29 protein-coding genes are annotated in these 26,307 nt (G+C 67.2%); 8 read left to right on the plus strand and 21 right to left on the minus strand.

Annotation, left to right across the window (positions count from 1 at the left end; translation table 11 throughout):
* Nucleotides 1-197: 197 nt before the first annotated feature.
* From cpcA to acsF, 9 genes are all read right to left on the minus strand, one after another.
* Entirely contained in the window at nt 198-689 is a 492-nt protein-coding gene (gene cpcA / locus KBZ12_RS14815) for a phycocyanin subunit alpha (RefSeq protein WP_254958755.1), read from the minus strand.
* A gap of 38 nt (nt 690-727) precedes the next feature.
* Complete coding sequence (locus tag KBZ12_RS14820) at nt 728-1,249, minus strand: phycocyanin subunit beta (protein ID WP_254958756.1); 522 nt, start codon at nt 1,247-1,249, stop codon at nt 728-730.
* 329 nt (nt 1,250-1,578) lie between these two features.
* Nucleotides 1,579-3,009 carry a cysteine desulfurase gene (locus tag KBZ12_RS14825; protein WP_254958757.1) on the minus strand — a complete coding sequence of 477 codons (1,431 nt, stop codon included), beginning with the start codon at nt 3,007-3,009 and terminating at the stop codon, nt 1,579-1,581.
* Between the two features lie 289 nt (nt 3,010-3,298).
* Nucleotides 3,299-4,228: a family 2A encapsulin nanocompartment shell protein gene (locus KBZ12_RS14830; RefSeq protein ID WP_254958758.1), complete on the minus strand. Its 930-nt coding sequence runs from the start codon at nt 4,226-4,228 to the stop codon at nt 3,299-3,301.
* Between the two features lie 151 nt (nt 4,229-4,379).
* On the minus strand, nt 4,380-5,384 hold the full coding sequence (epsC, locus tag KBZ12_RS14835; protein WP_254958759.1) for a serine O-acetyltransferase EpsC: 1,005 nt from the start codon (nt 5,382-5,384) through the stop codon (nt 4,380-4,382).
* A 1-nt stretch (nt 5,385) separates the two neighbouring features.
* Nucleotides 5,386-5,790 (minus strand): rhodanese-like domain-containing protein, encoded by a 405-nt coding sequence (locus KBZ12_RS18730; RefSeq protein WP_396101324.1) that lies wholly within the window; start codon nt 5,788-5,790, stop codon nt 5,386-5,388.
* 62 nt (nt 5,791-5,852) lie between these two features.
* Nucleotides 5,853-6,866, minus strand: a complete 1,014-nt coding sequence (gene cysK, locus KBZ12_RS14840) for a cysteine synthase A (protein WP_254958760.1) — start codon at nt 6,864-6,866, stop codon at nt 5,853-5,855.
* Nucleotides 6,867-6,925: 59 nt separating this feature from the next.
* Nucleotides 6,926-7,600: a long-chain fatty aldehyde decarbonylase gene (locus tag KBZ12_RS14845; protein WP_254958761.1), complete on the minus strand. Its 675-nt coding sequence runs from the start codon at nt 7,598-7,600 to the stop codon at nt 6,926-6,928.
* Nucleotides 7,597-8,649, minus strand: coding sequence for a magnesium-protoporphyrin IX monomethyl ester (oxidative) cyclase (acsF, locus tag KBZ12_RS14850; protein WP_254958762.1), 1,053 nt, complete (start codon nt 8,647-8,649; stop codon nt 7,597-7,599). The genes KBZ12_RS14845 and acsF overlap by 4 nt, the downstream gene beginning before the upstream one ends.
* A 146-nt stretch (nt 8,650-8,795) precedes the next feature.
* Here acsF and KBZ12_RS14855 point away from each other — a divergent pair, with 146 nt between their 5' ends.
* From KBZ12_RS14855 to gorA, 3 genes are read left to right on the plus strand one after another with little or no spacing between them, the layout of a single operon-like run.
* Complete coding sequence (locus KBZ12_RS14855; RefSeq protein ID WP_254958763.1) at nt 8,796-9,101, plus strand: metalloregulator ArsR/SmtB family transcription factor; 306 nt, start codon at nt 8,796-8,798, stop codon at nt 9,099-9,101.
* Complete coding sequence (locus KBZ12_RS18435; RefSeq protein ID WP_261360081.1) at nt 9,079-9,759, plus strand: pentapeptide repeat-containing protein; 681 nt, start codon at nt 9,079-9,081, stop codon at nt 9,757-9,759. The genes KBZ12_RS14855 and KBZ12_RS18435 overlap by 23 nt, the downstream gene beginning before the upstream one ends.
* Nucleotides 9,756-11,114 carry a glutathione-disulfide reductase gene (gorA, locus tag KBZ12_RS14870; RefSeq protein WP_254958764.1) on the plus strand — a complete coding sequence of 453 codons (1,359 nt, stop codon included), beginning with the start codon at nt 9,756-9,758 and terminating at the stop codon, nt 11,112-11,114. Before KBZ12_RS18435 ends, gorA begins: the two co-directional genes overlap by 4 nt.
* A 13-nt stretch (nt 11,115-11,127) precedes the next feature.
* On the opposite strand, the gene KBZ12_RS14875 is transcribed toward gorA, so the two are convergent.
* From KBZ12_RS14875 to cysK (KBZ12_RS14885), 3 genes are all read right to left on the minus strand, one after another.
* The gene (locus tag KBZ12_RS14875; RefSeq protein WP_254958765.1) at nt 11,128-11,409 is read right to left on the minus strand and encodes a 2Fe-2S iron-sulfur cluster-binding protein; all 282 of its coding nucleotides are present in this window, start codon (nt 11,407-11,409) and stop codon (nt 11,128-11,130) included.
* A 95-nt stretch (nt 11,410-11,504) separates the two neighbouring features.
* On the minus strand, nt 11,505-11,930 hold the full coding sequence (locus KBZ12_RS14880; RefSeq protein ID WP_254958766.1) for a hypothetical protein: 426 nt from the start codon (nt 11,928-11,930) through the stop codon (nt 11,505-11,507).
* Between the two features lie 21 nt (nt 11,931-11,951).
* A complete protein-coding gene (cysK, locus tag KBZ12_RS14885; protein WP_254958767.1) occupies nt 11,952-12,932 on the minus strand; it encodes a cysteine synthase A in 981 nt (326 codons plus the stop codon).
* 134 nt (nt 12,933-13,066) lie between these two features.
* On the opposite strand from cysK (KBZ12_RS14885), the gene KBZ12_RS14890 reads away from it, so the two are divergent.
* From KBZ12_RS14890 to KBZ12_RS14905, 4 genes are read left to right on the plus strand one after another with little or no spacing between them, the layout of a single operon-like run.
* A complete protein-coding gene (locus KBZ12_RS14890; protein WP_254958768.1) occupies nt 13,067-13,564 on the plus strand; it encodes a MotA/TolQ/ExbB proton channel family protein in 498 nt (165 codons plus the stop codon).
* The gene (locus tag KBZ12_RS14895; RefSeq protein ID WP_254958769.1) at nt 13,561-13,914 is read left to right on the plus strand and encodes a hypothetical protein; all 354 of its coding nucleotides are present in this window, start codon (nt 13,561-13,563) and stop codon (nt 13,912-13,914) included. The genes KBZ12_RS14890 and KBZ12_RS14895 overlap by 4 nt, the downstream gene beginning before the upstream one ends.
* Complete coding sequence (locus tag KBZ12_RS14900; RefSeq protein WP_254958771.1) at nt 13,911-14,276, plus strand: biopolymer transporter ExbD; 366 nt, start codon at nt 13,911-13,913, stop codon at nt 14,274-14,276. The genes KBZ12_RS14895 and KBZ12_RS14900 overlap by 4 nt, the downstream gene beginning before the upstream one ends.
* Nucleotides 14,273-14,989, plus strand: coding sequence for a hypothetical protein (locus KBZ12_RS14905; RefSeq protein ID WP_254958772.1), 717 nt, complete (start codon nt 14,273-14,275; stop codon nt 14,987-14,989). Before KBZ12_RS14900 ends, KBZ12_RS14905 begins: the two co-directional genes overlap by 4 nt.
* On the opposite strand, the gene KBZ12_RS14910 is transcribed toward KBZ12_RS14905, so the two are convergent.
* The 7 genes from KBZ12_RS14910 to corA all read right to left on the minus strand — a co-directional run bounded on the left by KBZ12_RS14910 (nt 14,973) and on the right by corA (nt 21,971).
* The gene (locus KBZ12_RS14910; RefSeq protein WP_261360083.1) at nt 14,973-16,175 is read right to left on the minus strand and encodes an aminotransferase class I/II-fold pyridoxal phosphate-dependent enzyme; all 1,203 of its coding nucleotides are present in this window, start codon (nt 16,173-16,175) and stop codon (nt 14,973-14,975) included. The genes KBZ12_RS14905 and KBZ12_RS14910 overlap by 17 nt on opposite strands.
* A 1-nt stretch (nt 16,176) precedes the next feature.
* The gene (locus KBZ12_RS14915) at nt 16,177-17,277 is read right to left on the minus strand and encodes a cell wall metabolism sensor histidine kinase WalK (protein WP_254958774.1); all 1,101 of its coding nucleotides are present in this window, start codon (nt 17,275-17,277) and stop codon (nt 16,177-16,179) included.
* A complete protein-coding gene (locus tag KBZ12_RS14920; RefSeq protein ID WP_254958775.1) occupies nt 17,278-17,970 on the minus strand; it encodes a response regulator transcription factor in 693 nt (230 codons plus the stop codon).
* 44 nt (nt 17,971-18,014) lie between these two features.
* Nucleotides 18,015-18,647: a Crp/Fnr family transcriptional regulator gene (locus tag KBZ12_RS14925; RefSeq protein ID WP_254958777.1), complete on the minus strand. Its 633-nt coding sequence runs from the start codon at nt 18,645-18,647 to the stop codon at nt 18,015-18,017.
* Nucleotides 18,648-18,724: 77 nt separating this feature from the next.
* Nucleotides 18,725-19,684 (minus strand): CHAD domain-containing protein, encoded by a 960-nt coding sequence (locus tag KBZ12_RS14930; protein ID WP_254958778.1) that lies wholly within the window; start codon nt 19,682-19,684, stop codon nt 18,725-18,727.
* Nucleotides 19,685-19,702: 18 nt separating this feature from the next.
* Nucleotides 19,703-20,737, minus strand: a complete 1,035-nt coding sequence (locus KBZ12_RS14935) for a PstS family phosphate ABC transporter substrate-binding protein (protein WP_254958779.1) — start codon at nt 20,735-20,737, stop codon at nt 19,703-19,705.
* A 136-nt stretch (nt 20,738-20,873) separates the two neighbouring features.
* The gene (gene corA, locus KBZ12_RS14940) at nt 20,874-21,971 is read right to left on the minus strand and encodes a magnesium/cobalt transporter CorA (protein ID WP_254958780.1); all 1,098 of its coding nucleotides are present in this window, start codon (nt 21,969-21,971) and stop codon (nt 20,874-20,876) included.
* A 147-nt stretch (nt 21,972-22,118) separates the two neighbouring features.
* Here corA and KBZ12_RS14945 point away from each other — a divergent pair, with 147 nt between their 5' ends.
* Entirely contained in the window at nt 22,119-22,406 is a 288-nt protein-coding gene (locus tag KBZ12_RS14945; protein ID WP_315859320.1) for a hypothetical protein, read from the plus strand.
* A gap of 29 nt (nt 22,407-22,435) precedes the next feature.
* Here the strand turns inward: KBZ12_RS14945 and KBZ12_RS14950 are convergent, their stop codons facing one another.
* Both KBZ12_RS14950 and KBZ12_RS14955 read right to left on the minus strand, forming a co-directional pair.
* Complete coding sequence (locus tag KBZ12_RS14950) at nt 22,436-24,259, minus strand: pyruvate kinase (RefSeq protein WP_254958781.1); 1,824 nt, start codon at nt 24,257-24,259, stop codon at nt 22,436-22,438.
* The gene (locus tag KBZ12_RS14955; protein WP_254958782.1) at nt 24,256-26,196 is read right to left on the minus strand and encodes an NAD-binding protein; all 1,941 of its coding nucleotides are present in this window, start codon (nt 26,194-26,196) and stop codon (nt 24,256-24,258) included. The genes KBZ12_RS14950 and KBZ12_RS14955 overlap by 4 nt, the downstream gene beginning before the upstream one ends.
* Between the last annotated feature and the right edge of the window lie 111 nt (nt 26,197-26,307).

Here is a 26,307-nt window from a genome sequence, read left to right on the forward strand (position 1 = left end):
TCCTTGATCCGCAACGACAGAGGGGCGGGCATCGCAGGGCTCCAGACCGGAATCGGAACCCTGTTGTCGCGTCTTGAGACCCGCCTATGTAGTTGCGCGGACCCGCCTACCTAATCGTCGCCGAACACTGCCGGCGGCAACGCGATAAAAAAGGGGCCCAGATAGGGCCCCCGGGGGTCTTCCGTGGGAGGTGATCGTCAGATCAGGGCGTTGATCGCGTAGTCGATGTAGTTGTTGGCAATGACACCGGGATCTCCGGAGATGCCGTGGTTGGCCTTGATGTGGTTCAGGGCTTCCACGTACCAGGAGGGGGAGAGTTCGAAGGCACGGTTGATTTCATCGAGACCGGCGATCAGGTACTCGTCGAGGGGGCCGGTGCCGCCGGCAACCAGGGAGTAGGTGATGTGACGCAGGTAGTAGCCGATGTCACGGGAGCACTTTGCCTTGCCGCGGGCATCGGAGGCGTAGTTGTTGCCCTGCAGCTGGGTGGTGTAGGGGAACTTGTTGTAGACAGCCTGGGCAGCGCCGTTCACAAGGGAATCAGCATTGGCGGTCAGGGCACGGGCGGCTTCAAGGGCGTTCTTGGCGCGCTCGTAGCGACCGAAGGCGGCGTTCAGCTCGGTGTTGCTGAGGTACCGGCCCTGGGAGTCGGCGGCTGCAACGGCTTCGGTGAGAGGAGTCTTGGACATGACGGGAGGAATTGCGGAGGTTAATGGGTAGAACGCCGTCAGCTGACGGCGGCAGCGGCGCGGTCGAAGTAGGTGCCGATCTCGGAGGCCAGCGCGGAGCAGTCCCCCTGGGTGATGCCACTGCGGTCGAGCACCAGATCGATCGCCGCGCCCTTGATCAGGCGAACGCCTTCGGCCACCGAAGCTCCGGGCACTCCCAGGGCCAGATAGGTTTCGCGCAGCCCGTTGAGGCAGCGGTCCTCGAGGACCGAAGCATCACCGAGATAGACCGCGTAAGTGACATAGCGAAGGATGATGTCGAGGTCGCGCAGGCAGGCGGCGACGCGACGATGGGTGTAGGCATTGCCGCCGGGGGCGATCAGGGCGGGCTGCTGGGCAAACAGCTCGCGGGCGGCATTGGTGACGAGGGTGGAGGCACTGGAGGTGATCCGATTCACGGCATCCAGACGCTTGAAACTGTCGGCGACGACGCCGGAGAGAGCATCCAGCTGGCCGGAATTGAGGAACTCGCCGCGGACATCTGCCTGGGCGATGAGCTTGGTGAAAGCGTCGTAGGTCATGACAGTGACTACTTCTCCCGATGTGGGGATGAGGTTGTTTGAAAAGCACGCGTACCACTCAGGCCGAAAGGTCCGGCTAGAAGGGTTCATCGCGTACAGACATTCTCATCACCAAGGGACTGATCTTCCCCCACTGACTTCACAAAAGGTCATCGCAATCGTGGTCATTGTAGCTTCAATTACAACGGCGAATATGTACCCCATAGACTGCGCCAAAGATGGTTGTATAAAGTGGCGCCCGGATGTAGTCCTGACCACTCCATCTTGAACCGACGCTTACAACGACCAACCCGGATCTCCTGGCAGGCCGATCTTGGAGGGACGGCAGCTCAGGCCGCCAGCCGCCGCAGCGCAGCCACCAGGGCATCCACGTCGCTGTGGGTGTTGTAGAGACCCAACGTCGCCCGCACGGTGCTCTCCACGCCGAAGCGACGCAGGATCGGCTGGGCACAGTGGTGGCCAGCGCGGACGGCGATTCCCTCCTGGTTGAGGGCCGAACCCACCGCCTCGGGAGCCTGCCCATCGAGCAGGAACGAGAGGACGCCGGCCTTGTGATCGGCACGGCCGAACAACCGCAGGCCGGGAATGGCGAGCAGCAGAGGCGTGGCATAGGCCAGCAGATCCTGCTCCGCCCTGTCGATCGTGTGCATGCCGATCCTCTCCACGTACTCCAGGGCCGTGGCCAGACCCACGGCGTCAGCGATGTTGCCGGTACCGGCCTTGAAGCGCTGGGGCGGATCCTGGTAGAGGGTGCGCTCAAAAGTGACGTCGCGGATCATGTTGCCGCCCCCCTGCCAGGGGGGCATCGAGCGCAGCAGATCCCGCTTGCCGTAGAGGACGCCGATTCCTGTGGGCCCATAGATTTTGTGGCCGGAGAACACGTAGAAATCCACGTCCAGGGCCTGCACATCCACCGGCGTGTGGGCGATGCCCTGGGCCCCGTCCAGCAGGACCAGGGCGCCATGCCAATGGGCGATCGCGATCATCTCCTCAACCGGAGGGATCGTGCCCAGGGCATTGGAGACCTGGGTGAAGGCGACCAACTTCGTGCGGGAGTTGAACAGATGCTCGTACGCCTCCAGGATCACCTGGCCGGTGTCATCCACCGGGGCGATCCGCAGCCGGGCTCCCTTCTCATGGGCCAACTGCTGCCAGGGAACGATGTTGGCGTGGTGCTCCAGGTGCGTGAGAACGATCTCATCGCCCGTCTCGATGTGACGCCGACCCCACGACTGCGCCACCAGATTGATGCCTTCGGTGGTGCCTCGCACGAACACGATCTCCTCGCTGCTGGCGGCATGCAGAAAGCGGGCACAGGTGGCGCGGGCCTGCTCATAGGCCTCGGTGGCGCGCGCCGCCAGCTCATGGGCCGCCCGGTGGATGTTGGAGTTTTCGCTTCGGTAAAAGCGCTCCAGGCGCTCGATCACCGCCCGTGGCTTCTGGGTGGTGGCGCCGTTGTCGAGCCACACCAGCTGCCGCCCGTGGATGCGCTCCTGCAGGATCGGAAAGTCGCGACGCAGGTAGGCCGGATCAAGGGGTTGTGCCGCGTGGGAAGCCTGCGGGGTCAGATCCAGCTGCGAGAGCCCCGCTGGTGCCCCGGCCATGGCCTCGGTTTGGGGCACCTCCGAGGTGGGGAGCCGAGAGGGGGATGGGGCGCGCTCTGCCATGAAGTAGGGCAGGTCCATGGCCACGGGGAACTGGCTGATCACCCCCTGCAACGAAGGAAAGGAATGGGGAATCTCAATGGCAAGGGGCGTCAATGTGCGTGAATCGGCCCGTTCAGGCACCGCCTGGGGAGACAAATGGGTTGCGGAGACGTCATCGCGCAGTTGACGATCCACATGGAGCTCGGATCCTCCCGAATCTGCCTGGCTCAGTGGTGAGTCTGAGGAAAGACCTTCCGATGCGGCGGGAAGCTGGACAACGGATGCAACGGGTGGGGATGGATGGCCAGATAACTGGGCCTGGATCAGGTGGGCCAGACGAGCCAATTCCGCCTCACTTGGGAAACCATGTGGAATGCCAGCCTCGTCACCGACCCCATGGTGATCAGCGGTAGTCATGCTGGTAGTTATGGAATTTGTCCACTTCAACGTTTTCGAGCACGGCGATGGCGTCTTCTGTGAGAACGGCCAGTGAGCAGTAGAGCGAGATCAGATAGGAGGCGATCGCCTTGCGTCCGATGCCCATGAATTTCACCGACAGCCCCATCCCCTGTTCGCCGGGAAGGCCTGGCTGGTACAGACCCACCACTCCCTGGCGAGCCTCGCCCGTGCGCAACAGCAGAATGCTGCTGCGGCCAGCTTCAATCTTCAGCTTGTCGCTGGGAATGATCGGCAAACCTCGCCAGGTGATGAAGGGTGAGCCGAAGAGAGTGAGCGTGGCCGGAGGCACACCCCGCCGGGTACATTCCCGACCGAAGGCGGCAATCGTGCGGGGGTGCGCCAGGAAGAAGGCCGGCTGCTTCCATACTTTGGTGATGAGTTGATCAAGATCATCAGGGGTGGGGACACCACTGAGGGGCTGAAGACGCTGGGAGGGAATAACGTTGTTGAGGAGGCCATACTCCTTGTTGTTGATCAGCTCGCTTTCCTGGCGCTCCTTGATCGTTTCAATCGCAAGCCGCAGCTGCTGCTGGATCTGATCGTGGGGGTTACTGTAGAGATCGGAAATGCGGGTGTGAATATCGACCGTTGTCGTAACGGCACTGAGGAAGTACTCTCGGGGCTCTTCTTCATAATCAACAAATGTTTCCGGAAGCTCGATCTCATCACGCTGCGAACAGGCCGTGAGCACTCGTGATTCATCCTTGACCTTGTTAACCCTGTAGATACCAGCCTCAACCCCAACCCAGGACAGCATCGGAACCAACCAACGCGGCGATATGCCGAGCAGCTGCGGGACCGTCTTGGTGGCATTCGCCAACTGGCGTGCCGCTGCATCACCTAAAGCGAGATGGGACGATTTGCTGGTTGCCATGGAGATTCGATCAAGAAGTGGAAAGAACTAAACTCAGAAACCCGATTGGGAATAAAGGCCTGGGAAAGAGATGACCTCGGTGGCCAGAGCCGCCATCACTCAGGGATAGGGAGGCTCTTCGCCATCACATGGATGAAGACGAAGGATGTTTTCAGATGCCGCCCCCCTCTCCAAAGGTCTCAGAGAGAGCCTTGGCCTGGGTGATGGTGGTGCCTGGCGGGACGCTGCTTGTCAACCAGACATTCCCACCAATCGTGGATCCTCTTCCGATGGTTACCCGGCCCAGGATCGTTGCTCCAGAATAGATAACGACATCGTCTTCAACGATCGGATGTCGGGGCTCACCCTTAACAAGATGTCCATGCTCATCGACGGGAAAGTGCTTGGCACCCAAGGTGACGGCCTGATAGAGGCGCACATTATTGCCAATGATGGACGTCCCCCCGATCACAACGCCCGAGCCATGATCGATGAAGAAGCTGTCACCGATGGCAGCGCCGGGATGAATATCCACGCCCGTGTCGGAATGGGACAGCTCAGCAATGATGCGAGCCACCACTGGTGCGCCGAGTCTGTGTAGGGCATGGGCAAAACGATGGTCGGTGATGGCCTTCATCCCTGGGTAGCAGACAAGCACCTCCTCGATGCTGCTGGCGGCAGGGTCGCCTCGGAACGCCGCATGGAGGTCGGAGTCGAGCTGGGAACGAATGCGCGGAAGCTGGTGAGCAAAAGCGTAAACAATGTCCGTGGCCTGCTGATCAAGAGTCGGATCCTGCCTGTCTCCATGGGGCAAGGATCGACGGGCCTCAAGCTCAATGCGGACCTGATGACGAAGTTCCCGAAGGCTGGTGTCGAGGGTATGGCCGACGAAGCAGTCCGTGGCCGTCGAAGAGCTTGGTACACCCATCCGATCGGGCTCCGGCAACCCGAGGCGATGGGGATAGAGGGAGGCTCTCAGGCCGACGAGCACCTTTTTGAGAGCATGGGTTGAAGGCAGGGGAACCAGGGTGTTCGGATGTTGCCAGAGGAGAGAAGACTGCACCCGAATAGCACGGAGAGAGTCGACTATTCCTGCCAGATTCAAGTCGTGATCTCCCATTCCTTCATGCTCATCGAGAAGGAAGATGGTGCGACCGTTTTGCACAGATGTGATCACGTCAGCATCCAGCGGGTACAGGACGCACCAACGCCTCCGGCCAGTCACGCAGTCCCGCCTGCAACGAGGCAACGGCTGTGTAACCGAGAGCCTGCAGTTCGAGGGCTGCAATGGCGCTTCGGTTGCCACCGGCGCAGACCACCACCAGCGGATGGGATCGATCCTTGAGAATCCTCGGGGCCTGCTGGGAAAGGATTGAAGCCCTCACATTGATGGCACCAGGGATGTGCCCAGCTTCAAACTCCTCTGGTTCACGGACATCGATCACTGTGGCTCCATCAGCGATCAGATGCTTCACGCCCATGGCATCAACCTCCCGGATCTGCAAGCGCGCCGCCGCCGCTGTCTGAAGGGAATCCGAGCCATGCAGAAGAGACATGTGGCCGCTGCGTGATCCATTGATCATCCCTTGATTGGTGTGCCTGACAACGTAGTTTCAGCCACATCGATGGGTACCTGCGACTTCAATCAAAGCGCCAGGCCATGCTCATTGAAGAGTCCTTCAAAAAGCGCTGAACTCAGATAGCGTTCGCCGGAATCCGGCAGCACCACCACGATCGTCCGACCGGCAAAGGCCTCCTCATGGGCCAGCCGCACCGCCGCTGCAGCGGCGGCACCACTGGAGATGCCTGACAGGATCCCCTCTTCGCGGGTGAGGCGCCGTGCAAAAGCCACAGCGTCTGCACTGCTGACCTGCTCAACCCTGTCGACAAGATCGAGATGCAGATTGGCTGGAACGAATCCAGCCCCGATCCCCTGGATCTTGTGGGGCCCAGGCTGAAGCGGCTGACCCGCCAGGGTCTGGCTGATCACCGGACTCTCCACGGGCTCCACCGCCACCGACACCAAGGGCTCGCCGAGCGTTCGCTTGATGTACTGGCTGACGCCGGTGATCGTGCCGCCGGTACCAACACCTGCCACCAGCGCCGCCACACGACCGCAGGTGGCGGCGCAGATCTCCGGACCCGTGGTGTCATGGTGAATGCGCGGGTTGGCGGCATTGGCGAACTGCTGCAGAAGCACGTAGCGCTGGGCATCCGAGGCGGCGATTTCCTGAGCCTTGGCAATCGCACCTGGCATCCCCTTTGACCCTTCGGTGAGCACCAGCTTCGCCCCGTAGGCGACGAGCAGTTTGCGCCGCTCCAGGCTCATGGTTTCCGGCATCGTGAGAGTGATCGGGATTCCCCGAGCCGCGGCCACAAAGGCGAGGGCGATGCCTGTGTTGCCGCTGGTGGGTTCAATGATCTCCTTGCCGGGCCCCAACAAACCGTCCTTTTCCGCCTGCCACACCATCGCGGCTCCGATCCGGCACTTCACCGAATAGGCAGGATTGCGTCCCTCGATCTTGGCGTAGACGATGCCCTTCGCCTCACCGACGACGCGATTGAGGCGAACCAGAGGTGTGTGGCCGATCGAGAGACTGTTGTCCTCAAAGGCGGGAAGGGCTGCCGTTGCTGTGGCAGCAAAGCCGGTGGAGGTCATGGCAGGGCAACCAAAATCCAGACCTAGCCACGGACCTCTCAACCCCGTCGTGGTGGCGATTACACCCCCACCGCCACCGCCTGGCCCGCCAATCGCGCCACCAGCCCCCGGGCCTGGCGCGGCTCGAAGCCGACCATCTCGATCGCCGCCTGGAAACAGCCCACGAACTCGCCCACCAGCTCGCCCGGGTCGATGCCGATGGCGGTGAGATCGGCACGCACGGCGTTGAGCATCGCCAGCACGATCGGGACGGCGCGCCCACAGCAGGCCTCGATCGGAGCCGCCACCTCGGGGAACCGGACGGCCAGCCAACGCTGGCCGTACTGGAGGTGCTGGGCCTCATCGTCCAGGACCATCTGGAGGATCGGGGCGGCGTAGGCATCGGCCACCGGCTGGTAGCAGCGGTAGGCCGCCACGGCGAAGCTCTCCACGATCAGGCACTGGATCACCAGGGCGCTGAGCCGATCCCCCGTGCGCACCGCCTCGCGGAACAGGCGATGCAGGGGCGCGAACAACCGCTGCGCCAGCGGCAGGTCCGGGCGGATCCCCAGCTCCCTGCCACAGCCGGCGAAGTCGCGGGCATGGCGGCCCTCCATGGCCGCGAGCCGCATCAGGTCGTCCCTGTCCTCCGGCAGCAGGCCGGCCAGCAGGCGGAAGTGGCTGTCCGCCAAGCCCTCTCCCACGATCACCAGGGCGTTGATGCGGCTGTAGGCGACGCGGTAGGCGCAGTTCATGCCGTTTCCACCCGCACCATCGGCTGGAAGAACTGGCGCCACAGCAGAGCGCCGAAGCGCAGCTTCAGGCCGAACTGGCGCAGCGGAGCGGCCCCTTCCCGGCGGGCGGCGCCCATCTCCTGGAAACAGGCCACGAGCCGATCGCGCAGGGCGATGAACTGGCCGTTCTCCAGATCGAACACCCAGGGGAAGGCCCGGCGGGCCGTGCGGTTGGTCTGGCGCATCACCTCCGCATCGAACCGTTCCGGATCCATGCCCAGGATCCGGTAGAACTCGCCGCGCTCACACACCGTGAGGCTGTGGGTGAGAAACACCGACCAGAGGAAGAAGCGACTCAGCAACTTGCCGCGAAAACCCTGCCGCAGGGCAGGCCAGCAGCGGATCAGCATGTTGAAGATGTCGCCATGGCGGTTCTCGTCCTGGCACCAGGGTTCGAAGAAATCGAACAGGGGCGCGACGTTGCTGTCGGGGTGGGCCTTGAGATGGCGGTCGATCAGGATGTAGCGCCAGTAGCCGATCTTTTCCGACAGGAAGACGCTGTAGAGCAACCAGCTCAGGGGGAACCAGGTGATCGGCCGCTTGGTGCTCAGGCTGGGCAGGTCGATCTCGATGCCTTCGGCCACCAGCGCCCGGTTGAGAAAGCCGGCATGGCGGGCCTCATCCCGGGCCATCAGCTGGAACAGCCGCCCCATCTCGGGACGCTGCGCCTGGAGGAGCCGGCGGGAGAGCTCCTTGAACAGCAGGAAGCCGGAGAACTCCGACACGCAGGAGCGCACCAGGTAGCTCTCGTAGGCCTGCTTCTCCTCCGGGCTGAGATCCCGGAGCCGGTCGAGCGGTGCCTTGCGATCGAAATGCTCCCGGTTGTAGTCGGCCTCCATTTCGGCCAGCATCGCGTCGAAGGCCGGCCGTTGCGGCTCCAGATCCGTGCGGGCCGCCTTGGCGATCTGGGTCGTGTAGAAGCGCGGCGTCAGCAGGTCCTCGCGCAGGTGCGGGGCGGCCGGCGCGGCAACGGACGGGGCCGCGGCACCGGAGGAGAGGGTGGCTGTCATCTGGCGGGCGACGTGCTTCACGTCATAACGACAACGTGATACTACATGACCCGTGTAACGCAGGAAGCTGCTTTAGTGATTCTGCATGACTGGCTTGAGACGACAGCGTGGTACCATCTAGACGATCCGAGGCTCTGGAGCGGTCGATGGAATCCCTCGCCGACTATTTCAAGGTGTTCTCCGAACCCAACCGCCTCACCGTGCTCGAGACCCTGCGTACGGGACCGCTGAATGTCACCGCCGTCGTCGAGAAGACCGGTCTCAGCCAGGCCCTGGTGTCCAAGCACCTCAAGCTGCTCACGATCGCCGGCGTGGTGCGCCGCCGTCCCGAAGGCAGCCTGGTGTTCTATGAAGTGATCGACAAAGGCGTCTTCCAGCTCCTGGCCCAGGCCAGAAAGCTGATGCTCGCCTCCCGCCGCCAGCAACTCGATGCCCTTGCGGCCATCCTCTGACCTTCCCGCCGACCTGCCGGGCGACCTCCCCGCCGGCCTGGAGGCCCTCAAACGTGCTCTGGCCGGGGGCCGACGGGACTTCGCCGGCCTGCGGCTGGGGGATCTCGATGGGGTCGCACTGGATCTCACCGGCTGCAACCTGAGCGGTGGCTGCTTCAAGGAAGGGCGCTTCGGCCATGCCCGGCTGGCGGAAGCCAACGTGGAGGGCGCCTGCTTCCAGCAGGCTCTGCTCTGGGGGGCCGACCTCTCCGGTCTCAAGGCCAGCAGTTCCTTCTGGCACGACGCCGACCTGTCGGCGGCCCGGCTGCAGGGGGCCGATTTCGGCGGCGCCCTGATGCACCGCTGTTGCCTGCGGGGGGTGCTGGGGGCCCACAGCCGCTGGCGGGCCGCCCGGCTGGTGGAGGCCGACTTCCGGGGGGGGCTCGACCAGCGCACCGACCTGGGCGGGGCCGATTTCCAGGGGGCCGACCTCAGCTTCGCCCTGCTGCAGGGGGCCCTGCTGCAGGGCAGTGACCTTCGCGGCGCCTGCCTCTACGGCACCAACATGGGAGGCGCAGATCTGCGCGACGCCGACCTGAGCGGCTGCGACCTGCGGGACACCGATCTCCGGGACGCCATGCTGGATGGCACCCTGCTCCACGACGCCCTGCTGCCATGAGCGACTGCTTCGATCTGATCGTGCTGGGGGCAGGCTCCGGTGGCCTGGCCGCCGCCAAGCGGGCGGCCTCCTACGGGGCTTCGGTGGCGATCGTGGAGGGCGACCGGGTGGGGGGCACCTGCGTGATCCGCGGCTGCGTTCCCAAGAAACTGCTCGTCTACGGCTCGGCCTACCGCCACCTGCTGGCCGATGCGGCCAGCTACGGCTGGCAGCTGGATGGCTTCCGGCCCGACGCCTCGGTGCTGCTCGCCAATGTCCGCCGCGAGGTGGACCGGCTCAACGAGCTCCACATCAGCCTGCTGGAGAAGGCGGGCGTCGCGCTGGTGCGGGGCTGGGGCCGGTTCGCCGATCCCCACCACATCGACGTGGTCCAGGGCTCCGAGGATACCCGTCGACTCCGGGGGGAACGGATCCTGATCGCCGCCGGCGGCCGCCCGCACCGGCCAGCGTTCCCCGGGGCCGAGCTGGGCTGGGTGAGCGACGACATGTTCCTGCAGGAGCGCTTCCCGGACCGGGTGGTGGTGGTGGGGGCGGGCTTCATCGCCTGCGAATTCGCCTGCATCCTGCATGGCCTGGGAGTGGCGGTGACCCTGCTGGTGCGGGGGGATCACCTGCTGCGGGGCTTCGATCGGGAGGCCTCCAGTGCGGTGCAGGAGGCCATGGAGGCTGAAGGCATCGAGATCCGCTTCGCCCACAGCCCCGCCGCCATCACCGGCAGGCCCGGAGCCCTGGAGCTCGTCACCCAGAGCGGTGAGGTGCTCCCCTGCGGCGGCGTGCTGCTGGCCACGGGCCGCCGGCCCTTCCTCGAGGGGCTGCAGCTGGAGTGCGCCGGGGTGGCGGTGGAAGGCCACCGCATCCCGGTGGATGCCGACCAGACCACCAACGTGCCCCACATCCATGCGGTCGGCGACGTGACCGACCGGGTCAACCTGACGCCGGTGGCGGTGGATGAAGGCCGCGCCTTCTCCGACACCGTCTACGGGAACAAGCCCCGCCAGGTGAACCACGACCTGGTCGCCAGTGCCGTGTTCAGCCAGCCGGAACTGGCCGGGGTGGGGCTGAGTGAGGAAGCGGCGATCGAACGCTTCGGAGCCGACGGCATTCGCGTCCACCGGGCCCGCTTCCGGCCCATGGCCCAGGCCCTGCCGGCCCGTGGCCCCCGGGTGCTGCTGAAACTGATCGTGGAGACCGCCACCAACAAGGTGGTGGGCTGCCACATGGTGGGCGAGCACAGCGCCGAAATCATTCAGATGGCGGCGATCGCCATCGGCATGGGGGCCACCAAGGCCGACTTCGACCGCACCATGGCGCTGCACCCCTCGGTGGCCGAGGAGTTCGTCACCATGCCCGGCTGATCAGCGGCGCGGCTCAGAGATCCTCTTCGACGCCCGGCTTGATGGTGCAGTCGGAGAGGGGGTAGCTGACGCAGAGCAGGGCGAAGCCTTCGCCGATCTGCTCATCGTCCAGGAAGCTCTGGTCGGACTGGTCGACGCTGCCGGAGAGGATCTTGCCGGCACAGGTGCTGCAGGCTCCGGCCCGGCAGGAGTAGGGCAGATCGATGCCCTGCTCCTCGGCCGCATCGAGGATGTAGGTGTCGTCAGGGCAGGTGAAGGTCTTGCCCCCTTCCAGACTGATCGTGAAGCTCGCCATGGCGCCGCAGCAGGAATCGCAGGAAATCCTTGGGGAGCCTGGACCTGGGGGGTGTATCGAGGCGCACAGCGTGCGCGAGCGGGCACAGTGCCGCCTCAGGCGGATGGTGGCTCCACGGGAAAACCCCACGCCCGCCGCAGGGCGGGATCGGTGAGTTCCCAGGCGTGCTCACTGGCCACGACGGCGGCCCGCACTCCATCGCCTCCCAACCCCCGCTGCCGCCGGCAGAGCTCGAGACGCTGGCGAAAGCACAGGCTTTCCTGCAGCAGCGCTTCGACCCGTTCGCCGCCACCGGCACTGGCCAGCATGGTGGGCTGGCTGCCACAGAGTTCGAGGGTTTCGATGTGCTGATCCAGCCAGGCAGCCTCGTACAGGAGCATGGCGTCGCTGCAGGCCTCAAGCCTTGCGCCGTAGAGGGCCAGATGCTCTTCAAGCCGGCCCTGGGACTCCCCCCGCTCCGCCGTCGGCAACGGGGTGGAGCGGTCGTGGAGCCGCTGCATGATCTGGCGCAGATAACTCATCGGCGATGGCCTCGAAAGGGGTCAAACGGCAGCCAGGCCCCGTTCGTTGAACATGCCCTCGAACAGAACCGAGCTGAGGTAGCGCTCACCGGAATCGGGCAGCACCACCACGATCGTGCGGCCCGCGAAGGCCTCCTCCCTGGCCAGCCGCAGGGCAGCCACGGTGGCGGCCCCGCAGGAGATGCCGGCCAGGATCCCCTCCTCCTTCATCAGGCGGCGGGCCATCGTCACCGCCTCCTCGTCGCTGACCGCCTCGACCCGATCGACCAGACTGAGATCCAGGTTGGCGGGCACGAATCCGGCGCCGATGCCCTGGATCTTGTGGGGGCCGGGCCTGAGGTCCTCGCCGGCGATGGTCTGGCGGATCACGGGGCTGTTGAGCGGCTCCACCGCCACCGACACCAGGGGCTTGCCGAGGGTGGTCTTGATGTAGCGGCTGACGCCGGTGATGGTGCCGCCGGTGCCCACGCCCGCGACCAAGGCATCCACAACACCATCGGTGTCCTGCCAGATTTCCGGCCCTGTGGTGTCGTGGTGGATGCGGGGATTGGCCGGGTTCATGAACTGCTGCAGCATCACCCAGCGGTCCGGATCGGATTCGGCCAGCTCCCGGGCCGCGCCGATCGCCCCGCCCATGCCGAGCCGACCGTCGGTGAGGACCAGGTTGGCGCCGTAGGCCGTGAGCAGCTTGCGCCGCTCCAGGCTCATCGTCTCCGGCATCGTGAGGGTGAGGGGGATGCCCCGGGAGGCCGCCACGAACGCCAGGGCGATGCCGGTGTTGCCGCTGGTGGGTTCGATCAGTTCCTTGCCGGGCCCCAGCAGTCCATCCTTTTCCGCCTGCCAGATCATCGCCGCGCCGATGCGGCACTTGACCGAATAGGCCGGGTTGCGGCCCTCGATCTTGGCGAGCACCCTCGCCCCGCATCCCTCCGTGACGCGATGCAACTCCACCAGCGGGGTCTGCCCGATGCTGAGGCTGTTATCGGCGTGGATGGGGCTCATGGTGCTCCCTGTGGATCCGGTCCATGGGCACCTTAGACAGCGTTCGCGCGCCGAAGACTGTCAAGCAGCTGGGGCACGTCGCGCCGGCGACACCGACCCATACGATCGGTTTCAGCCATGGAACGTCGCCAGGGGTGAAGACACCGATCCCCGGGATCAATGGGCCCGTCGCCCTGCTGCTGCTGCTGCTCTCCATCGCCGTGGTCACCGTGGCCCTCGACCGGGGCCGCTACTGGTGGCAGTGGTGGCGCAGCCGCGCCTCCCGCCGGCAGCAATGGGAGCGGCTGCTGGCGGAGCAGGGGGCGTCTGCCGCGGGGCGGAAGCTGGAGGATTGGGACCTGGAGATGCGCTTCGGGGAGCCGCTGCTGCAGGCCGCCGTCGTGCTGGCCCCGTTGCTGGGGCTGGTGGGTACCGTGCTCGGCCTGATGCAGGTGCTCGCCAGCCTCGGCCCCCAGTTGCTGCTGCCGGCGGGCGCCAACCTGGCCGGGTTCGGCCAGGTGCTGCTGAGCACGGCCATCGGGCTGATCGTCAGCCTGATCGCCAGCACGAGCCTGGTCGCCAACCAATGGCTGCGGCGTAGCCAGTGCCTGCGGCTGCAGCGCCTCGGCCATGCCTGGGCCCCCCCGGCATGACCTACGCCCTTGCCTCTCTGGTAGGGCTGACCCTACTGCTCTGCGGATCGGTCGCGGCCCTGGCGGACCTGGCCCGGGAACGCCAGCCGCGGCTGCGCCCCCAGGGCGGGGAGGCCCTCAGCGGGGCCCTGTGGATCGTGCAGGCGGCAGAGGATCGCTGGTTCGTCAATGGGGAGCCGGTGTCGCGCGGCCGGCTGGCGGACCTGCTGGCTTCGCAGCCGGACAGCACCGAGATCCGCTTCCTGCCGGCCGGCACGCTGCCGCTGGGGCAGGTGAGCCGCTCCCTGGCCCAGCTGCGCGCGCTCAGTCCCCGGCCGGTGGTGCTGGCCTTGCCGGGCAAGGCGCCATGAACACCGAAACCGACCCCAACGGGCCCTGGTTGCCATCGCTGGACGCCCTGGCCCTGGGGGCGATGGCCACGGGACTGGCCCTGCTGACCCTGGCGCTGATCCTGGTTCCCCAGCGGCTGGCCCAGCGGCCGGCCAGCCAGGGGATCGTCAGCCTGCACCTGGCCGCCGACGGGCAGGTGCGGCTGTGGAACCAGCCGGTCCCCAGCGGCCAGCTGGTCGGCGTGCTGCAACGGCTCAACGCCGGCCCGGGCCGTCCCACCCTGCGGTTGGTTCCCGACCGTGACGTGCCCTGGGGGCTGGTGCAGCGGCTGATGGGGCAGCTGGGCCGCTCGGAGCTGCCCCTGGAACTGCAACTGCCATGAAAGTCAGCCTGTCCTTCCCCCATTGGCGCCATCTCCAGCTGCCCCTGCTGGTGGCCCTGGCCCTGAACGGGCTGCTGCTGCTGCCGGCCCTGCGCCCCTCCCAGCGGCCGGTGGCCAGCAGAGCCGCCGTCCCGGCGGACGACACCCCCGAGCTGCTGCGCTTCAGCCGCCAGCAGGCCCGGGAGCCGTCCTTGCCCCTGCTGGCCCTGCCTTCCCTCAGCACCCTGCCGCCGCCACCGCCGACGGATCTGCCGGCCGAGCCCCGCGCCGGGGCGGCCAGCGGCCGGCGTGGCAACGACGCCCGCCCCACCAGGTCCCAGGACCGGATGGCGACGACCGCCACGGCGGCGGAGCGGGGGGCCGCCCAGGACCGTCCCCTCTCCAGGGCCGGCGCGGAACCCACTGCGGCCACCAGGTTGCTCGCCCTGGCCCTGCAGGCCCGGCCCGTCGAGCCGTCCGAAGCCACGGCCCTGGCGGGTCTGTGGGAGCAGGCCACGGCCACAGGGGAGTCTCCCGACGGGATGGCCGTGCCGGCGGACGGCCTGGAATGGCGGCGGTTGCCCCTGGCCAAGGCACGCGCCGCCGGGCTGCCCTTCAGTGATCCCCTCGCCGTCGTGTCCGCAGGCAAGCTGCTGCTGCTTTGGCCAGAGGGGACGGCCTTCTGGATGCTGGCCGCCGCGGGCAACAGCAAAACGGTCAGCGCGACCCCCTGAACGGCCCCAGAGCCTGGAACAGGCGCCGCAGGGCCTCCTCCAGATCCGGGGCTTCGAGCATGCCGTAGCTGAGCCGCAGCAGGCCCAGCCCGTTGGCCGGCGGCAGGCCGAAGCTATCGCCGGGCAGGGCCGCCACCCCGTGCTCCAGCACCAGGTGCCGCATCAGTGACTCCCCATCCAGGGCACAGGGGAAGCGCAGCAGGCCATAGAAGGCCCCATCCGGGGGACCCAGCAGCTCCACCGCCAGGCCGCCGTCCCGGGCCGCCGCCACCGCGGCGAGCAACTGCCGGCGCCGCTGGCCGAGGGCCTGGACATGGGGGCGGCTCCAGGCGGGTCCGGCCTCCAGGGCCGCCAGCGCCGCCCGCTGGCTCACCTGGGGCGGACAGATCAGCACCGTGTCCTGAACCTTGGCCAGGGCACCCATCAGCTGGCGGGGCACCGCCGCGTAGCCCACCCGCCAGCCCGCCATGCCGTAGGCCTTGGACAGAGAGAACAGGGACACCGTGTGGCCGCCGCTGCCCGGCAACCGGCCAGGACTTGCATGGGGCACCGACCCATGGACGAAATCGGCATAGGCCTCGTCGCTCACATGGACCAGCCCGTGGCGGTGGCACAGGGCGTTGATGGCCGCCAGCACCTCCGGCGGGGTCACCAGGCCGCTGGGGTTGCTGGGGGAGATCGTCACGATGGCGCGGCTGCGGGGGGTGATCGCCGCCGCCAGCCGGTCGGGATCGGGCACCAGCCCCGCCGCCACCGGCACGGGCACCCCACCGGCCAGGCGGATCGCCATGGCGTGGTTGAAATAGAACGGCAGCGGCAGCAGCACCTCGTCGCCGGGGTCGCAGAGCACCTGGGCGATGGCGTTGAAGGCCATGTTGCTGCCCGCCGTCACCAGCAGCTCGCTGCCCTCCAGATCCAGGCCGCGCCCCTCGCTGAGCTCCCGGCGCACGGCCTCCAGCAACTCCGGCTCCCCCTGCACCGGCCCATAGCGATCGAGGCGCCGATCCGTCTGGGCGAGGGCCAGGGTCACGGCCCGGCCCACCCCCGGCGGTGGCGCCCAGGCCACCATGCCCTGGGCCAGGGAGAGGGCTTGCGGGCGCTGGCGCATCAGGGCGCCCACCTGGGCGATGACCGGATCGGCCACCGCCGCCATCCGTCCTGCCGCCATGGGGAAAGCGTCCGCCATCTCAGGCGCTGGCCGGCAGCAGCAGTTCCATCACGGCGCCACCCTCTGGGTGGTTGGCGGCCTGGATGCGTCCGCCGTGGGTGACGGCGATCTGCTGGACGATTGCCAGACCCAGGCCGCTGCCGCCCCGGTCGCTGCGCACCCGGGAGGGATCACCGCGGTAGAAGCGCTCGAACATGTGCTCCAGGTCGTCCTCACTCAGGCCCGGGCCCTCGTCGCGGATGGTCAGCAGGCACCACCCCGCCGTCACTTCGATCTCCACCCGCAGCGTGCCCCCGTCCGGGCTGTAGCGCAGGGCGTTGTCGAGCAGGTTGAGGACGGCCCGGTGCAGCCGCGAGACATCGCCCATCACGCCCAGGGGGGACTCGGCCGCCAGCTCCAGGCGAATGCCGCGGCGCTCGGCCAGGGGGCGCAGACCCAGCCACACCTGTTGCACCAGCTGGGACAGATCGACGCGGCTGCGCAGGCGAATCCCTTCCGGCAGGGAGTTCTCCAGCCGGGACAGTTCCAACAGATCACCGACGAGCCGTTGCAGCCGCAGCAGTTCCCGCTGCAGCCGTTCGACCAGCACCGCATTGGCGTCATTGACGTGGGCCGACAGGCTGTCGCCCACCAGCAGCAGGGCCGTGAGGGGCGTCTTGAGTTCGTGGGCCACATCGCTCACCCAGCGCTCCTGCTGCTCCAGCTGGGCTTCGATCGACCGACGGCTCTGGAGCATCACCGCCACCCAGCCGCCATCGCCGGGCAGGACCACCACCGCCAGTTGCTGGTCGCCCGGCTCCCAGTCCAGCCGCTGGGGCCGCTCCCGTCGGCGGGCGTTGCGGATCCCTTCGAGCAGCTCGGTGGACTGGCAGAGATGTTCAAGCGGTTCCTGACGGCGCAATCCCGCCCCGGGGACATCCAGCAGCCGTTCAGCCCGCAGGTTGATCAACTGGATGCGATCGGCCTTATCGAGGATCAACCAGCCATCGGGCGCTTCGCCGATCCAGCGCAGCAGCTGGCGCAACGAAAGCCCGGAGAGGCCATGGCCGGGGCGGCGGCGGCGGCGTCCCAGCAGCCAACCCAGGGCAAGCCCGAGCAGCCCGGCCAGCAGCACCCCCATTCAGCCGAAGCGGTAGCCGAAGCCCCGGACGGTGATCAGATGCTCGGGGGCCGAAGGATTGGCCTCCAGCTTTTCGCGCAACCAGCGAATGTGCACATCGACGGTTTTGCTGTCACCGAAGTAGTCGTAACCCCAGACCCGCTCGAGCAACTTGTCGCGGCTCCAGACGCGGCGGGGGTTCTGCATGAACAGCTCCAGCAGCCGGTATTCCTTGGGGGAAAGATTCACCTCGAGGCCATCGCGGGTGACCCGGCATTCCTCAGGGAAGAGGCTGAGGTTGGCATGGTGGAACACCTTGGCGGTGACCTCCACGGAGCGGCTGCGGCGCATCAGGGCGCGGCAGCGGGCCACCAGTTCCCGCAGGCCAAAGGGCTTGATCAGGTAGTCGTCGGCGCCCACCTCCAACCCCAGCACCCGGTCGGTCTCGCTGTCGCGGGCGCTGACCACCAGGATGGGGGTCTGGTTGCCAGCCAAGCGCAGCTGGCGGCAAAGATCGAGGCCGCCCAGGCCCGGCAGCATCAGATCCAGCACCACCAGGGAAAACTCCTCACCCGGCGGGCATTCCTGCAGGGTGCGCAGGGCTTCTCGGCCATTGCCGCAGGCTGTGACCGCGAACCCCTCCAAGACAAGGACGTCCCGGATGGTCTCGCGGATCGTGTCGTCGTCCTCGACAACCAGGAGGGGGGGATGCATCCCGGCATTATCAGGGTCTGCGGGGGGCAGACCCCAGAACTGTCTCAACGACGTGGGAGATAGCTGACCACCAGGCGGCGTTGGCCGTCGAGCTGCAACCAGCCCTCATCGCGCAGGGCGCCGATCACGCGGGTGACGGTGACGCGGGTGGTGGCCAGGGCGCTGGCCACCTCCTGGTGGGTCAGGCGCAGGTTGAGGCGCAGGCCCGACTCGCAGGGTTGGCCGTACTCGCTGGCCAGGAGTTCGAGAAACCCACGCACACGCTCATCGACGCGCTTGAGCCCCATCAGGGCCAGCAGGGCCTGGCTCTGCTGAATGCGCTGGCCGAGGGCCTCCAGCATGGCCACGGCCAGGGTCCCGTCCTGGCGGATCTCGGTGCAGCTCAGGCAAAGCAGGTCGGTGTCGACCAGGGTGGTGGCGGCATAGGCCTCGACACCGTTGAGGGGATCGCCGAAGGGTTCGTTGGGGCCGGCCAGCCCAAGCAGCATGTCGTCACCGTGAATCGTGATGGCACTGAGTTTCACCATGCCGCGAACAACGAGCCAGACGTTGTTCTTCAGCAGCGGCACATTGCTGCCGGCACTGACATGAACCAGGCTGCGTTTCTGGTAATTGGCCTCAAGCAGGTCGCGGAATCCATCCTTGCTGCCGGATTCACGGGAGGGCGTGAATACCATTGAGAAAAGCGCGTCGGATGCATGCAACTGTATGCAGCAACACGCTGCAAACGAGCAAAGAGCTGGTAGTGCTTTGGTTAAGGGCTAGGTAAGGCCAGGGCCGGCTGGGCCGCGTCAAGGTGGCTGTCGGAGCGTCGCTCGAGCCACAGGGCCATCGACAGGCTGCGGCGCCGTTCGGGGAGCATGAGCGCCTCGGCCCGCTGCCGCCACTGCTCCCAGCAGCCCTGGGCCCTGCGGCGCAGCAGGGCCTCCAGGGCCGGCAGGCTTCCGGCCAGTCCGGACGGCAACTGGTCATCGATCGCCCTTTCCAGAACATGGAGATCGTTGAGTTCCCCCAGCAGCTCCTGCAGGTCCCTCAGTTCCACCACCCACTGCCGGCAGCGCGAGCCGGTGACGGCCCCGAGGTTCTCCAGTCCGTAACGGGCCGTCTTGAGCCGCTTGCGCAGGTCGTGGACCCGTTCCATGTCCCCCTCCTGCTCGAGGATGAACCAGCCGGGGTGCAGGAACAGCCCGGCGATCATCGGGGCCTGCCACTCCAGGGTCCAGCCCAGCAGCGGCAATTCCCCCAGCGGCGTGAGATCGGGATGGCGCAGCCAACCCTGCAGCTGGGACAGCAGCTTCAGATAGCCGCCGCTCTGCAGGGTGGAGACCACCTGCTCATAGGCCAGGGCCCGCTCGCGCCGCAGCTGTTTCAACACCGGCTTGAGGGCCTTCCGCTCCGCCTCGGGCAGCTCGGGCATCAGATCCTTCTCCAGCCGCTCCCTGAGCACATCCAGGTCCCGCGCCATGCCGAGCCGCCGCACCGTCTTGGCCAGTCGGGGGTCCGCGACGGCCCTGGGCAACTGCAGGGCGGGGGCGAACTGGTGCAGGCAGGTGCGCAACCGCCGCAGCGCCACCCGCATCTGATGCAGGGGTTCGGGGTCGCTGTCGGCCAGCACCGGCCCCTGAAGGGACACCAGCTTGTCGGTGAACCGAGCGATCAGATCGACGGCGAACGCTCCGTTGCTGAACGGGTGGTCATCGTGCGGGCTGGCCATGGGAGGGGCCCGGAGGCCTCAGCGGGGGGATTTCGAACGGATCTGCTCGAAGCTGCGCCGGATCGCTTCGTTGATCGAGAGCCCGATGGGCAGGTCACCCCCGAAGGAGGTGCCGATCAAGTGGCGGTAAAGCTTGGATTCCACAACACGATAGGTGTCCGGAGGCAGGGGGATCACGCCAGCCCTCTCACTGAATCGCAACCCGCCCTGGACCGTAAAGGTGATAAAACTACGCACCTCGGGCCGGTTCCTGAGATCCTTGTCGTTGATGTAGACGAACAAGGGTCTCGAGAGGGGCACGTAGCGCTCCTGCTGCACGTTCTCGATGGTTGGGGGCCAGGTGCCCTTCGGACCTGTGACGGCGAGCGCCTTCAGCTTGCCGGCCTGGCCGCGGTAGTAGGAAAAGCCGAAATAGCCCAGCGCCAGAGGGTTTTTCTCAACACAACGTACAAGAACGTTATCGTCTTCACTGGCGGTGTAATCGGTGCGGGAATTTCGAGCATCCCCATTGATCGCCTTGTTGAAGTAATCAAACGTTCCTGAGTCGGCCCCCGGGCCACACAGATTGATCGGCCGATCCGGCCAGGCCGCGTTCACCTGCTTCCAGCGCTTGATGCGTCCCTGCGCCTGGCGGTTCCACAGGGTGGAGAGCTCGGCGGTGCTGATGCGGCTGGCCCAGCTGTTGCTGGGGTGGACCACCACCGAAATGGCGTCGAAGGCCAGCGGCAGTTCAATGAAGGTGACCCCCTTGGCGGCGCAGGCCTTCAGCTCCTTGGAGCTGATTGGACGGGAGGAGTTGCTGATCGGAATCTCGCCGCGGCAGAAGCTGCGCATGCCGGCCGAGCTGCCCGTCTCCTTCAGGGCAATGCTGACCGGCCGATCTCCCTGGCGCTTCTGGAAGGCCCTGGCGGCCTCTTCCATGATCGGGAACACCGTGCTGGAGCCTTCGATGCGCACCACCGGAGCCGTCCCCGCCTGGGCCAGGGCTGGCAGCGGTGCCAGCGACGGCGCCAGCCAGGCCCCAAGCAGGACACCAAGACAGCTGCAGGCCATCACGCCCCTCGACTGGACTGTCGCAGACAGCTTCAGGACCATGTTTCGAGACCAGCGAAGGAGGAACGCTGCGTCGATCCTGCACCAGCAAGCCGAGGGGTTGGGTTAAGGACAGATTGTGGGCTCCAGCTCCAGCTCAGCCCTGCCCGGTCCAGTCCTGGAACCAGCCCCGCCGCCAGAGCCACCAGGCCTGGAGCACGGCGATCATGAGCATCAGCAGCATGACAAGGGCGTAACCGTAATGCCACTTCAGCTCGGGCATGTTCTCGAAGTTCATGCCGTAGACGCCAACGATGAACGTGAGCGGCGCGAAGATGCTGGTGAGGATGGTGAGGGTCTTCATCACCTGGTTCATCCTGTTGCCGACGCTGGCCGCATAGGACTGGGTGATGGCATCGCACTGACCCCGCAGCGACCCGCAGGCCTCGAACAGCTGGTCGACGAGCTCGGCCATGTCCCGGAAGCCTTCCAGCGCCTCGGCCCCCAGCAGCCGTTGCCGTTGACGCAGCAGCAGACCGATCTGGTGCCGCAGGGGCCAGATCAGGGTGCGAATGATGCGCAGATTGCTCCTGAATTCGTAGGAGCGGCGCAGGATCAGGGGGCGGGGGTTGCGCAGGGAGGATTCCTCCAGCGCATCGAGCCGCTGGGACATCGCCTCCAGCATCGGAAACAGATCATCCAGCAGGTCATCGATGACGAAGTGCAGGATGTCGTCCAGGTCCCGGTCGGCCAGGGACCCCGATTTGGACAGCAGCCACTCGGTGAGATCCGGGAAGGGATCCCCGCCGCAGCCCTCCTCCAGGGTGATCAGCAAGCCGGGCAGCAGCACCAGGCCCACCTGCTCGCTGACCAGATGGGCCGGATCCTTGGCGAAGCTGAGCCGGTGCAGCACGACCAGCAGCACATCCTCCAGTCCGTTCACCTGGGGGCGCTGGGGCACCTCCAGCAGGGGGGCCAGCAACACCGCCGGCACCTCGAGGCGATCGAGCAGCTGCTGGATGTAGCGGCGATCGCCCAGCCCCTGCAGGCGCAGCCACAGGGGGGTGCCGGCCTGGCGCAGGCTGGCCAGCCGCTCGATGGCGGGGGCAGGGGTCCGCACCGGCCCGGAATCCAGGAACAGCACCGCATCGGCCCGGGTGGGCCCGAGCCCGCCATGGACGTAAAGGTGGGTGGGAAGGCCCGCCGGACGCTGCTCCAGGCGCTGGGAACTCAGCGCCCCTGGGGTGAGTCGCACCACGGGACTTCCGGTTGTTGCCACGATTCAACCGCAACGGCTCGATGGTGGGTATGGCAGGCGTGGCGGGGGTTTTGGCGGCACCCCTGGTCTTTACGGGCTCTTAAGGCTGGCTGGCTAACCTTATCTACTCCTCTTCACGATTCGTTGACCAACCCGCCCACCACGGGACCGCTGAATCCCGAACTCGGCCGGCCGGAAAGGGATGTCCAATCGCCCATGGAGGCCCACAGCAGCTATCGGGGCAGCGACTGGAGCCCGGAGCGGCTGATGTTTCACCAGAACCTGGAATCCTTCGCCGACCAGGTGGGGTTGATCGTCGGCCTGCAGGCCAACGGCAAGATGAGCCAGGACGAGGCCTACGAGAAAATCAAGAAGATCTGGAAAGGCCTCAAATTCACCCGCAGTTCCCTCTTCGACGACTCCACGGGCTGAAGCGTTTGCCCTGATTCCCCTGGGCGGGCTCACGGCAGCGGGTCGTCGGGTTCACAGTTGCTCCGGAACGACAGGCAGGTGATCAGAGGCACGTTGCGATCGCTCCGGTCGCTGGCGCTGCGGGCCACGATCGCCTCCAGCACCTTCACGGTGGCCGTGATGTTGGGTCCCTTGTTGAGCATCACCGCGTCGGCCCGGGCCCCCATGGCCGCATCGGTGATCTCGGCGCGGGTGGGATGGCCGTGCTGGGCCAGGGTGTCGAGCACCTCGGTGGCCCAGATGCAGGGCACATGCGCTGCGGCGCAGATGCGCAGAATCTCCTCCTGAATCGGTGCCAGGGCCTCCCAGCCGCACTCGATCGCCAGATCGCCCCGGGCGATCATCACGCCCACCGGGGCGCCGTGGGCCATGGCCGCCAGCAGCAGCCCGGGCAGGTTCAGAAAGGCCTGGCGGGTTTCGATCTTCAGCACCACCGCCAGATCGCCCCGGCCCCGGTCCTCCAGGCACTGGCGCAGGGTCTGGATGTCGGACTCCCGGTGCACGAAGGAATAACTGACCATGTCGGCGTGCTGCGTCACGAACCCCAGGTCCTCGATGTCCTTGGCGGTCAGGGCCGGCGTGCGCAGGCCGCTGTCGGGGAAATTGATCCCCTTGTCGGAGCGGAGCTTGCTGCCCCTGGCCTGGGCCGTGGTGACCTCCACCACCACCTCCTGGGCGGACACCCCACGGATCACGGCACCGATGCGGCCATCGTCGAAGAGCACCCGTTCGCCGAGGCAAAGATCGACGAAGACATCCGGCAGGGTGCAGGGGAGCGTGGCGCCGCCCTGGTCCGGCTCCGGCGTCAGGCGGAGGACGTCACCCGGACGCAGCAGCCGTTCGCCACTCACCGGCGCCAGCGGACCCACGCGCAGCCGGGCTTTGCCGTGCCGCTGGCGGAACACCAGGCCGGCCGTGAAATGGCAGGTCCTGTCGGCCTGCAGCATCAGAACCCCATCGGGGCCACGTCGAACCACCTGGAGGCTGCGGCGGCGGCCGGAGGCATCCCGCCCCTGCAGGCGATCCCCCTGCTTCAGCCGCTTCGCCCTCGACAGTCGCGCCGGCAGCAGCACGGCGTCCGTGTCCTGCGGCCGGGGCAAGGATCCCGGCGACACCGCCAGGATCCGCACCGGTTGGGTGGGCCGCCCCATCCGGTCGCGGGGGGGACGGGCGCGGATCACCGCGGGCTGGGGGGCCAGCTGGCCGGTGCGCAGCTTCGGGCCCGCCAGGTCCATGGCGATCGCACAGGGGCGGCCGGTGGCCACCCGGGCCGCTCTGAGCGCCTCCACCATCCGGCCCCAGACCTCGGGGTCGTCATGGGCGCAATTGATGCGGGCGATGGTCATCCCCGCCGTCAGCAGATCCGCGACCAGGGCGGGGCGCTCGGCCGCCTCCGCCGGCAGCGTGACCATGATTCCGGCGACCCCCGCGGCGGCCAGGGCTCCGAACAACCGGTCGCAATGCTGCTCCAGCACCTCGGGGCCGCCCGGCTGTGACTGCGTCGGCGCCGCCGAGGGGCCCAGACCTTCGAGCGCCTCAAGGGCGGTGATCACCGCCTCCAGACTGGCCAGCAGGTGGGCATCGCAATCGGTGAGCGCGCAGAGCCCCCGTTGCCGCAGCGCCTTCGGCAGGCCCGGATGGGCATGGCGGTGGAAGGAAATGAAATGCAGCAGGTTGCGGGCACTGGCCCGGTAGTCGGGGTGAATGGCCTTCAGGCAGGCCGCTTCCTCCACCTCGATGCGCTCCAGGGTGGCCCTGAGGGCCCGCAAGGTGTCGAGCAGCCAGAGGGCCGGGGCAGGTGTGGGTTCCTTCATGGCCGCGGGCCCTCGGTGGCTACAGCTTCACCCACGGCCACGGCTTCCACTGTGCAGTGGAGGCCCTGCCGGCGCAACTCCTCCGCCAGCTGCTCGGCCAGTTCGCGGTCGAGGGCCGGGGTGAGGTGCTCCGCCCCATCGAGCAGGGGGGCCATCGTCCCGGGGGCGCCGCCCAGATGCCGGGCCAGGGACTGCAGCGCCTCGAAGCGACCTTCCTCCCTGGGGGAGCCCTGCAGGCGCAGGCGCCAGGCGGGCGGAACGGGACAGCCCAGTTCGATCCGGCGCAGCTGGGCCAGGGTGGCCAGCACCACCAGTTGATCCCCCGCCGCCAGCACCAGATCCAGGGAGGGCAACACCAGGGGGGAACTCCGTCCGGGACGCAGCAGGTGGATGGTGGTGACTCCGTAGCCCTGCTCCACCCTGGAGAGGTTCAGACCCCACAGGGCATCGCCCTGCTGAATCCGGTAGCGCACCAGCAGATGGTTGGCCCCATCGATGCGGCAGATCTCCTCCACCCGTTCGCCGAAGGCCGTGGCCACGACCGCATCCGCCACCAGATCCATGCTGGAGATCACCGCCATGCCGCCGAGCAGGTCGCCCAGTTGTTCGGCCGCCTCGACGGCATGGGAAAGGATCACGTAACGGGCCTCGGGCCACGACTTCTGCAGCTGGAAGGTCTCCTGCAGGTTGGCGAGCAGATCGACGGAGAGCAGGCCGATCCCCTCCAGCCGGCAGTGCTGCAGGGCGGCGAGGGCGGCTTCCCAGCGATGGAAGACCACCATCCCCGAGCGGTGCAGCGGCTGCACCGGGCGCGTATCGATCCGCAGCACCTGCAGGCCATCCCTGACCAGATTGTCGGCGACCCGCACGGCGAGTTCGTCCCCTTCGGCCAGCAGGATCCAGCGGCTGCCACGCCGGAAACGGCCGGGATGGCCCAGTCCGAAACGCTCCCGCAGCAACCGTTCCAGGATCACCGCCACCAGGGCGGAGGTGAGCAGCGTCCCCACCAGGGAATACAGCAGGGTGACGCCGATCAGCCAGGGGGCCGCCGCCGCGATGCCGTCCCCCGGGGGCAGCAGCACATTCACCGGATCGACGAACTCCCCGAGCAGCAGCGCCAGGGTGACGAACACCCCCTGCCTCCAGCCGCCACCGGCGGAGAACAGGGCCAGACCCAGGGCCAGCAACGCCAGGATCGCCAGCAACCCGGCCTGCTGCAGCCGGCTGCAATGGCGCCACAGGCGCAGCGGAGCCCCCAGGCCGCGACGCAGGGCCAGCCACCGGCCCCTGGCCGTCGTGGCGGGGACAGCGTCCGCCGAACGGTGGTGGTGCGAGCCCATCGGCACCACCTGCAGGGGCCGGGCCAGACCCGGGCCGTCCTGGCGCAGGCTGCGTTGCTGCCGGCGGGCCGGGTCGTTTCCCTCCACCACCAGGTAGGACTGGCCATCCACCCGGAAGCAGGCCTCCTGGTCACCGGGCCGCAGGGCCTCGGTGATCGCCCCGGCCGTGAGCAGCAGGGGATCGACGACGGCCACCCCGGGCAGGCGCTCCTCGAGCAGGGCCCCCAGGCTGGCCAGCTGGCCGGAGGAGCGCACCACCAGGTCGGCCGAGGGATTGAGCAACCGCACCTGCAGGGCCGCCTCCACGTTCACCGTGCTCTCGGTGCTGAGCAGCAGCACGGCGCGGGCCGTCTCGACCCCGGCCTGGGAGAGCACATGGGGCAGGCGCATGTCCCCGAGCACCAGCGTGGATCCGAAGCGCTCCTCCAGGCGGGGATCGCGCCAGTCCGGCCGCTCCCGATCCAGACAGCGCAGCGGCACGTCGAAGGGCAGCAGGCGCAGCAGGCAGGCCTGGCCCAGGGATCCGAGGCCACAGATCAGCACCGAGCCCTCCCGCGGGCAGGACGCCCCGGGGCTGGAGGACGGAGTGCTGGCCACCCCGGGCTGGGCTTCAGGGTCGGGAATGGATCGCCGGCAAGCCCTTCCATCTTCCCAAGCCAACGTTGATGCCGCTTCCCCCGGGTCTTAACCATTGCTGGTGAGGGTGAG

It is taken from the genome of Cyanobium sp. Cruz CV13-4-11 (genome assembly GCF_024346055.1).
Taxonomy (GTDB): domain Bacteria; phylum Cyanobacteriota; class Cyanobacteriia; order PCC-6307; family Cyanobiaceae; genus Cyanobium.

Coding starts and splice junctions, on each gene's coding strand:
- cpcA (WP_254958755.1), bottom strand. CDS start 689: ATGTCCAAGACTCCTCTCACCGAAGCCGTTGCAGCCGCCGACTCCCAG.
- KBZ12_RS14820 (WP_254958756.1), bottom strand. CDS start 1,249: ATGACCTACGACGCTTTCACCAAGCTCATCGCCCAGGCAGATGTCCGC.
- KBZ12_RS14830 (WP_254958758.1), bottom strand. CDS start 4,228: ATGGCAACCAGCAAATCGTCCCATCTCGCTTTAGGTGATGCAGCGGCA.
- KBZ12_RS18730 (WP_396101324.1), bottom strand. CDS start 5,790: ATGATCAATGGATCACGCAGCGGCCACATGTCTCTTCTGCATGGCTCG.
- cysK (WP_254958760.1), bottom strand. CDS start 6,866: ATGACCTCCACCGGCTTTGCTGCCACAGCAACGGCAGCCCTTCCCGCC.
- KBZ12_RS14845 (WP_254958761.1), bottom strand. CDS start 7,600: ATGAACTGCGCCTACCGCGTCGCCTACAGCCGCATCAACGCCCTGGTG.
- acsF (WP_254958762.1), bottom strand. CDS start 8,649: ATGACAGCCACCCTCTCCTCCGGTGCCGCGGCCCCGTCCGTTGCCGCG.
- KBZ12_RS14855 (WP_254958763.1), top strand. CDS start 8,796: ATGGAATCCCTCGCCGACTATTTCAAGGTGTTCTCCGAACCCAACCGC.
- KBZ12_RS18435 (WP_261360081.1), top strand. CDS start 9,079: ATGCCCTTGCGGCCATCCTCTGACCTTCCCGCCGACCTGCCGGGCGAC.
- gorA (WP_254958764.1), top strand. CDS start 9,756: ATGAGCGACTGCTTCGATCTGATCGTGCTGGGGGCAGGCTCCGGTGGC.
- KBZ12_RS14875 (WP_254958765.1), bottom strand. CDS start 11,409: ATGGCGAGCTTCACGATCAGTCTGGAAGGGGGCAAGACCTTCACCTGC.
- KBZ12_RS14880 (WP_254958766.1), bottom strand. CDS start 11,930: ATGAGTTATCTGCGCCAGATCATGCAGCGGCTCCACGACCGCTCCACC.
- cysK (WP_254958767.1), bottom strand. CDS start 12,932: ATGAGCCCCATCCACGCCGATAACAGCCTCAGCATCGGGCAGACCCCG.
- KBZ12_RS14895 (WP_254958769.1), top strand. CDS start 13,561: ATGACCTACGCCCTTGCCTCTCTGGTAGGGCTGACCCTACTGCTCTGC.
- KBZ12_RS14900 (WP_254958771.1), top strand. CDS start 13,911: ATGAACACCGAAACCGACCCCAACGGGCCCTGGTTGCCATCGCTGGAC.
- KBZ12_RS14905 (WP_254958772.1), top strand. CDS start 14,273: ATGAAAGTCAGCCTGTCCTTCCCCCATTGGCGCCATCTCCAGCTGCCC.
- KBZ12_RS14910 (WP_261360083.1), bottom strand. CDS start 16,175: ATGGCGGACGCTTTCCCCATGGCGGCAGGACGGATGGCGGCGGTGGCC.
- KBZ12_RS14915 (WP_254958774.1), bottom strand. CDS start 17,277: ATGGGGGTGCTGCTGGCCGGGCTGCTCGGGCTTGCCCTGGGTTGGCTG.
- KBZ12_RS14920 (WP_254958775.1), bottom strand. CDS start 17,970: ATGCATCCCCCCCTCCTGGTTGTCGAGGACGACGACACGATCCGCGAG.
- KBZ12_RS14925 (WP_254958777.1), bottom strand. CDS start 18,647: ATGGTATTCACGCCCTCCCGTGAATCCGGCAGCAAGGATGGATTCCGC.
- KBZ12_RS14930 (WP_254958778.1), bottom strand. CDS start 19,684: ATGGCCAGCCCGCACGATGACCACCCGTTCAGCAACGGAGCGTTCGCC.
- KBZ12_RS14935 (WP_254958779.1), bottom strand. CDS start 20,737: ATGGCCTGCAGCTGTCTTGGTGTCCTGCTTGGGGCCTGGCTGGCGCCG.
- KBZ12_RS14950 (WP_254958781.1), bottom strand. CDS start 24,259: ATGAAGGAACCCACACCTGCCCCGGCCCTCTGGCTGCTCGACACCTTG.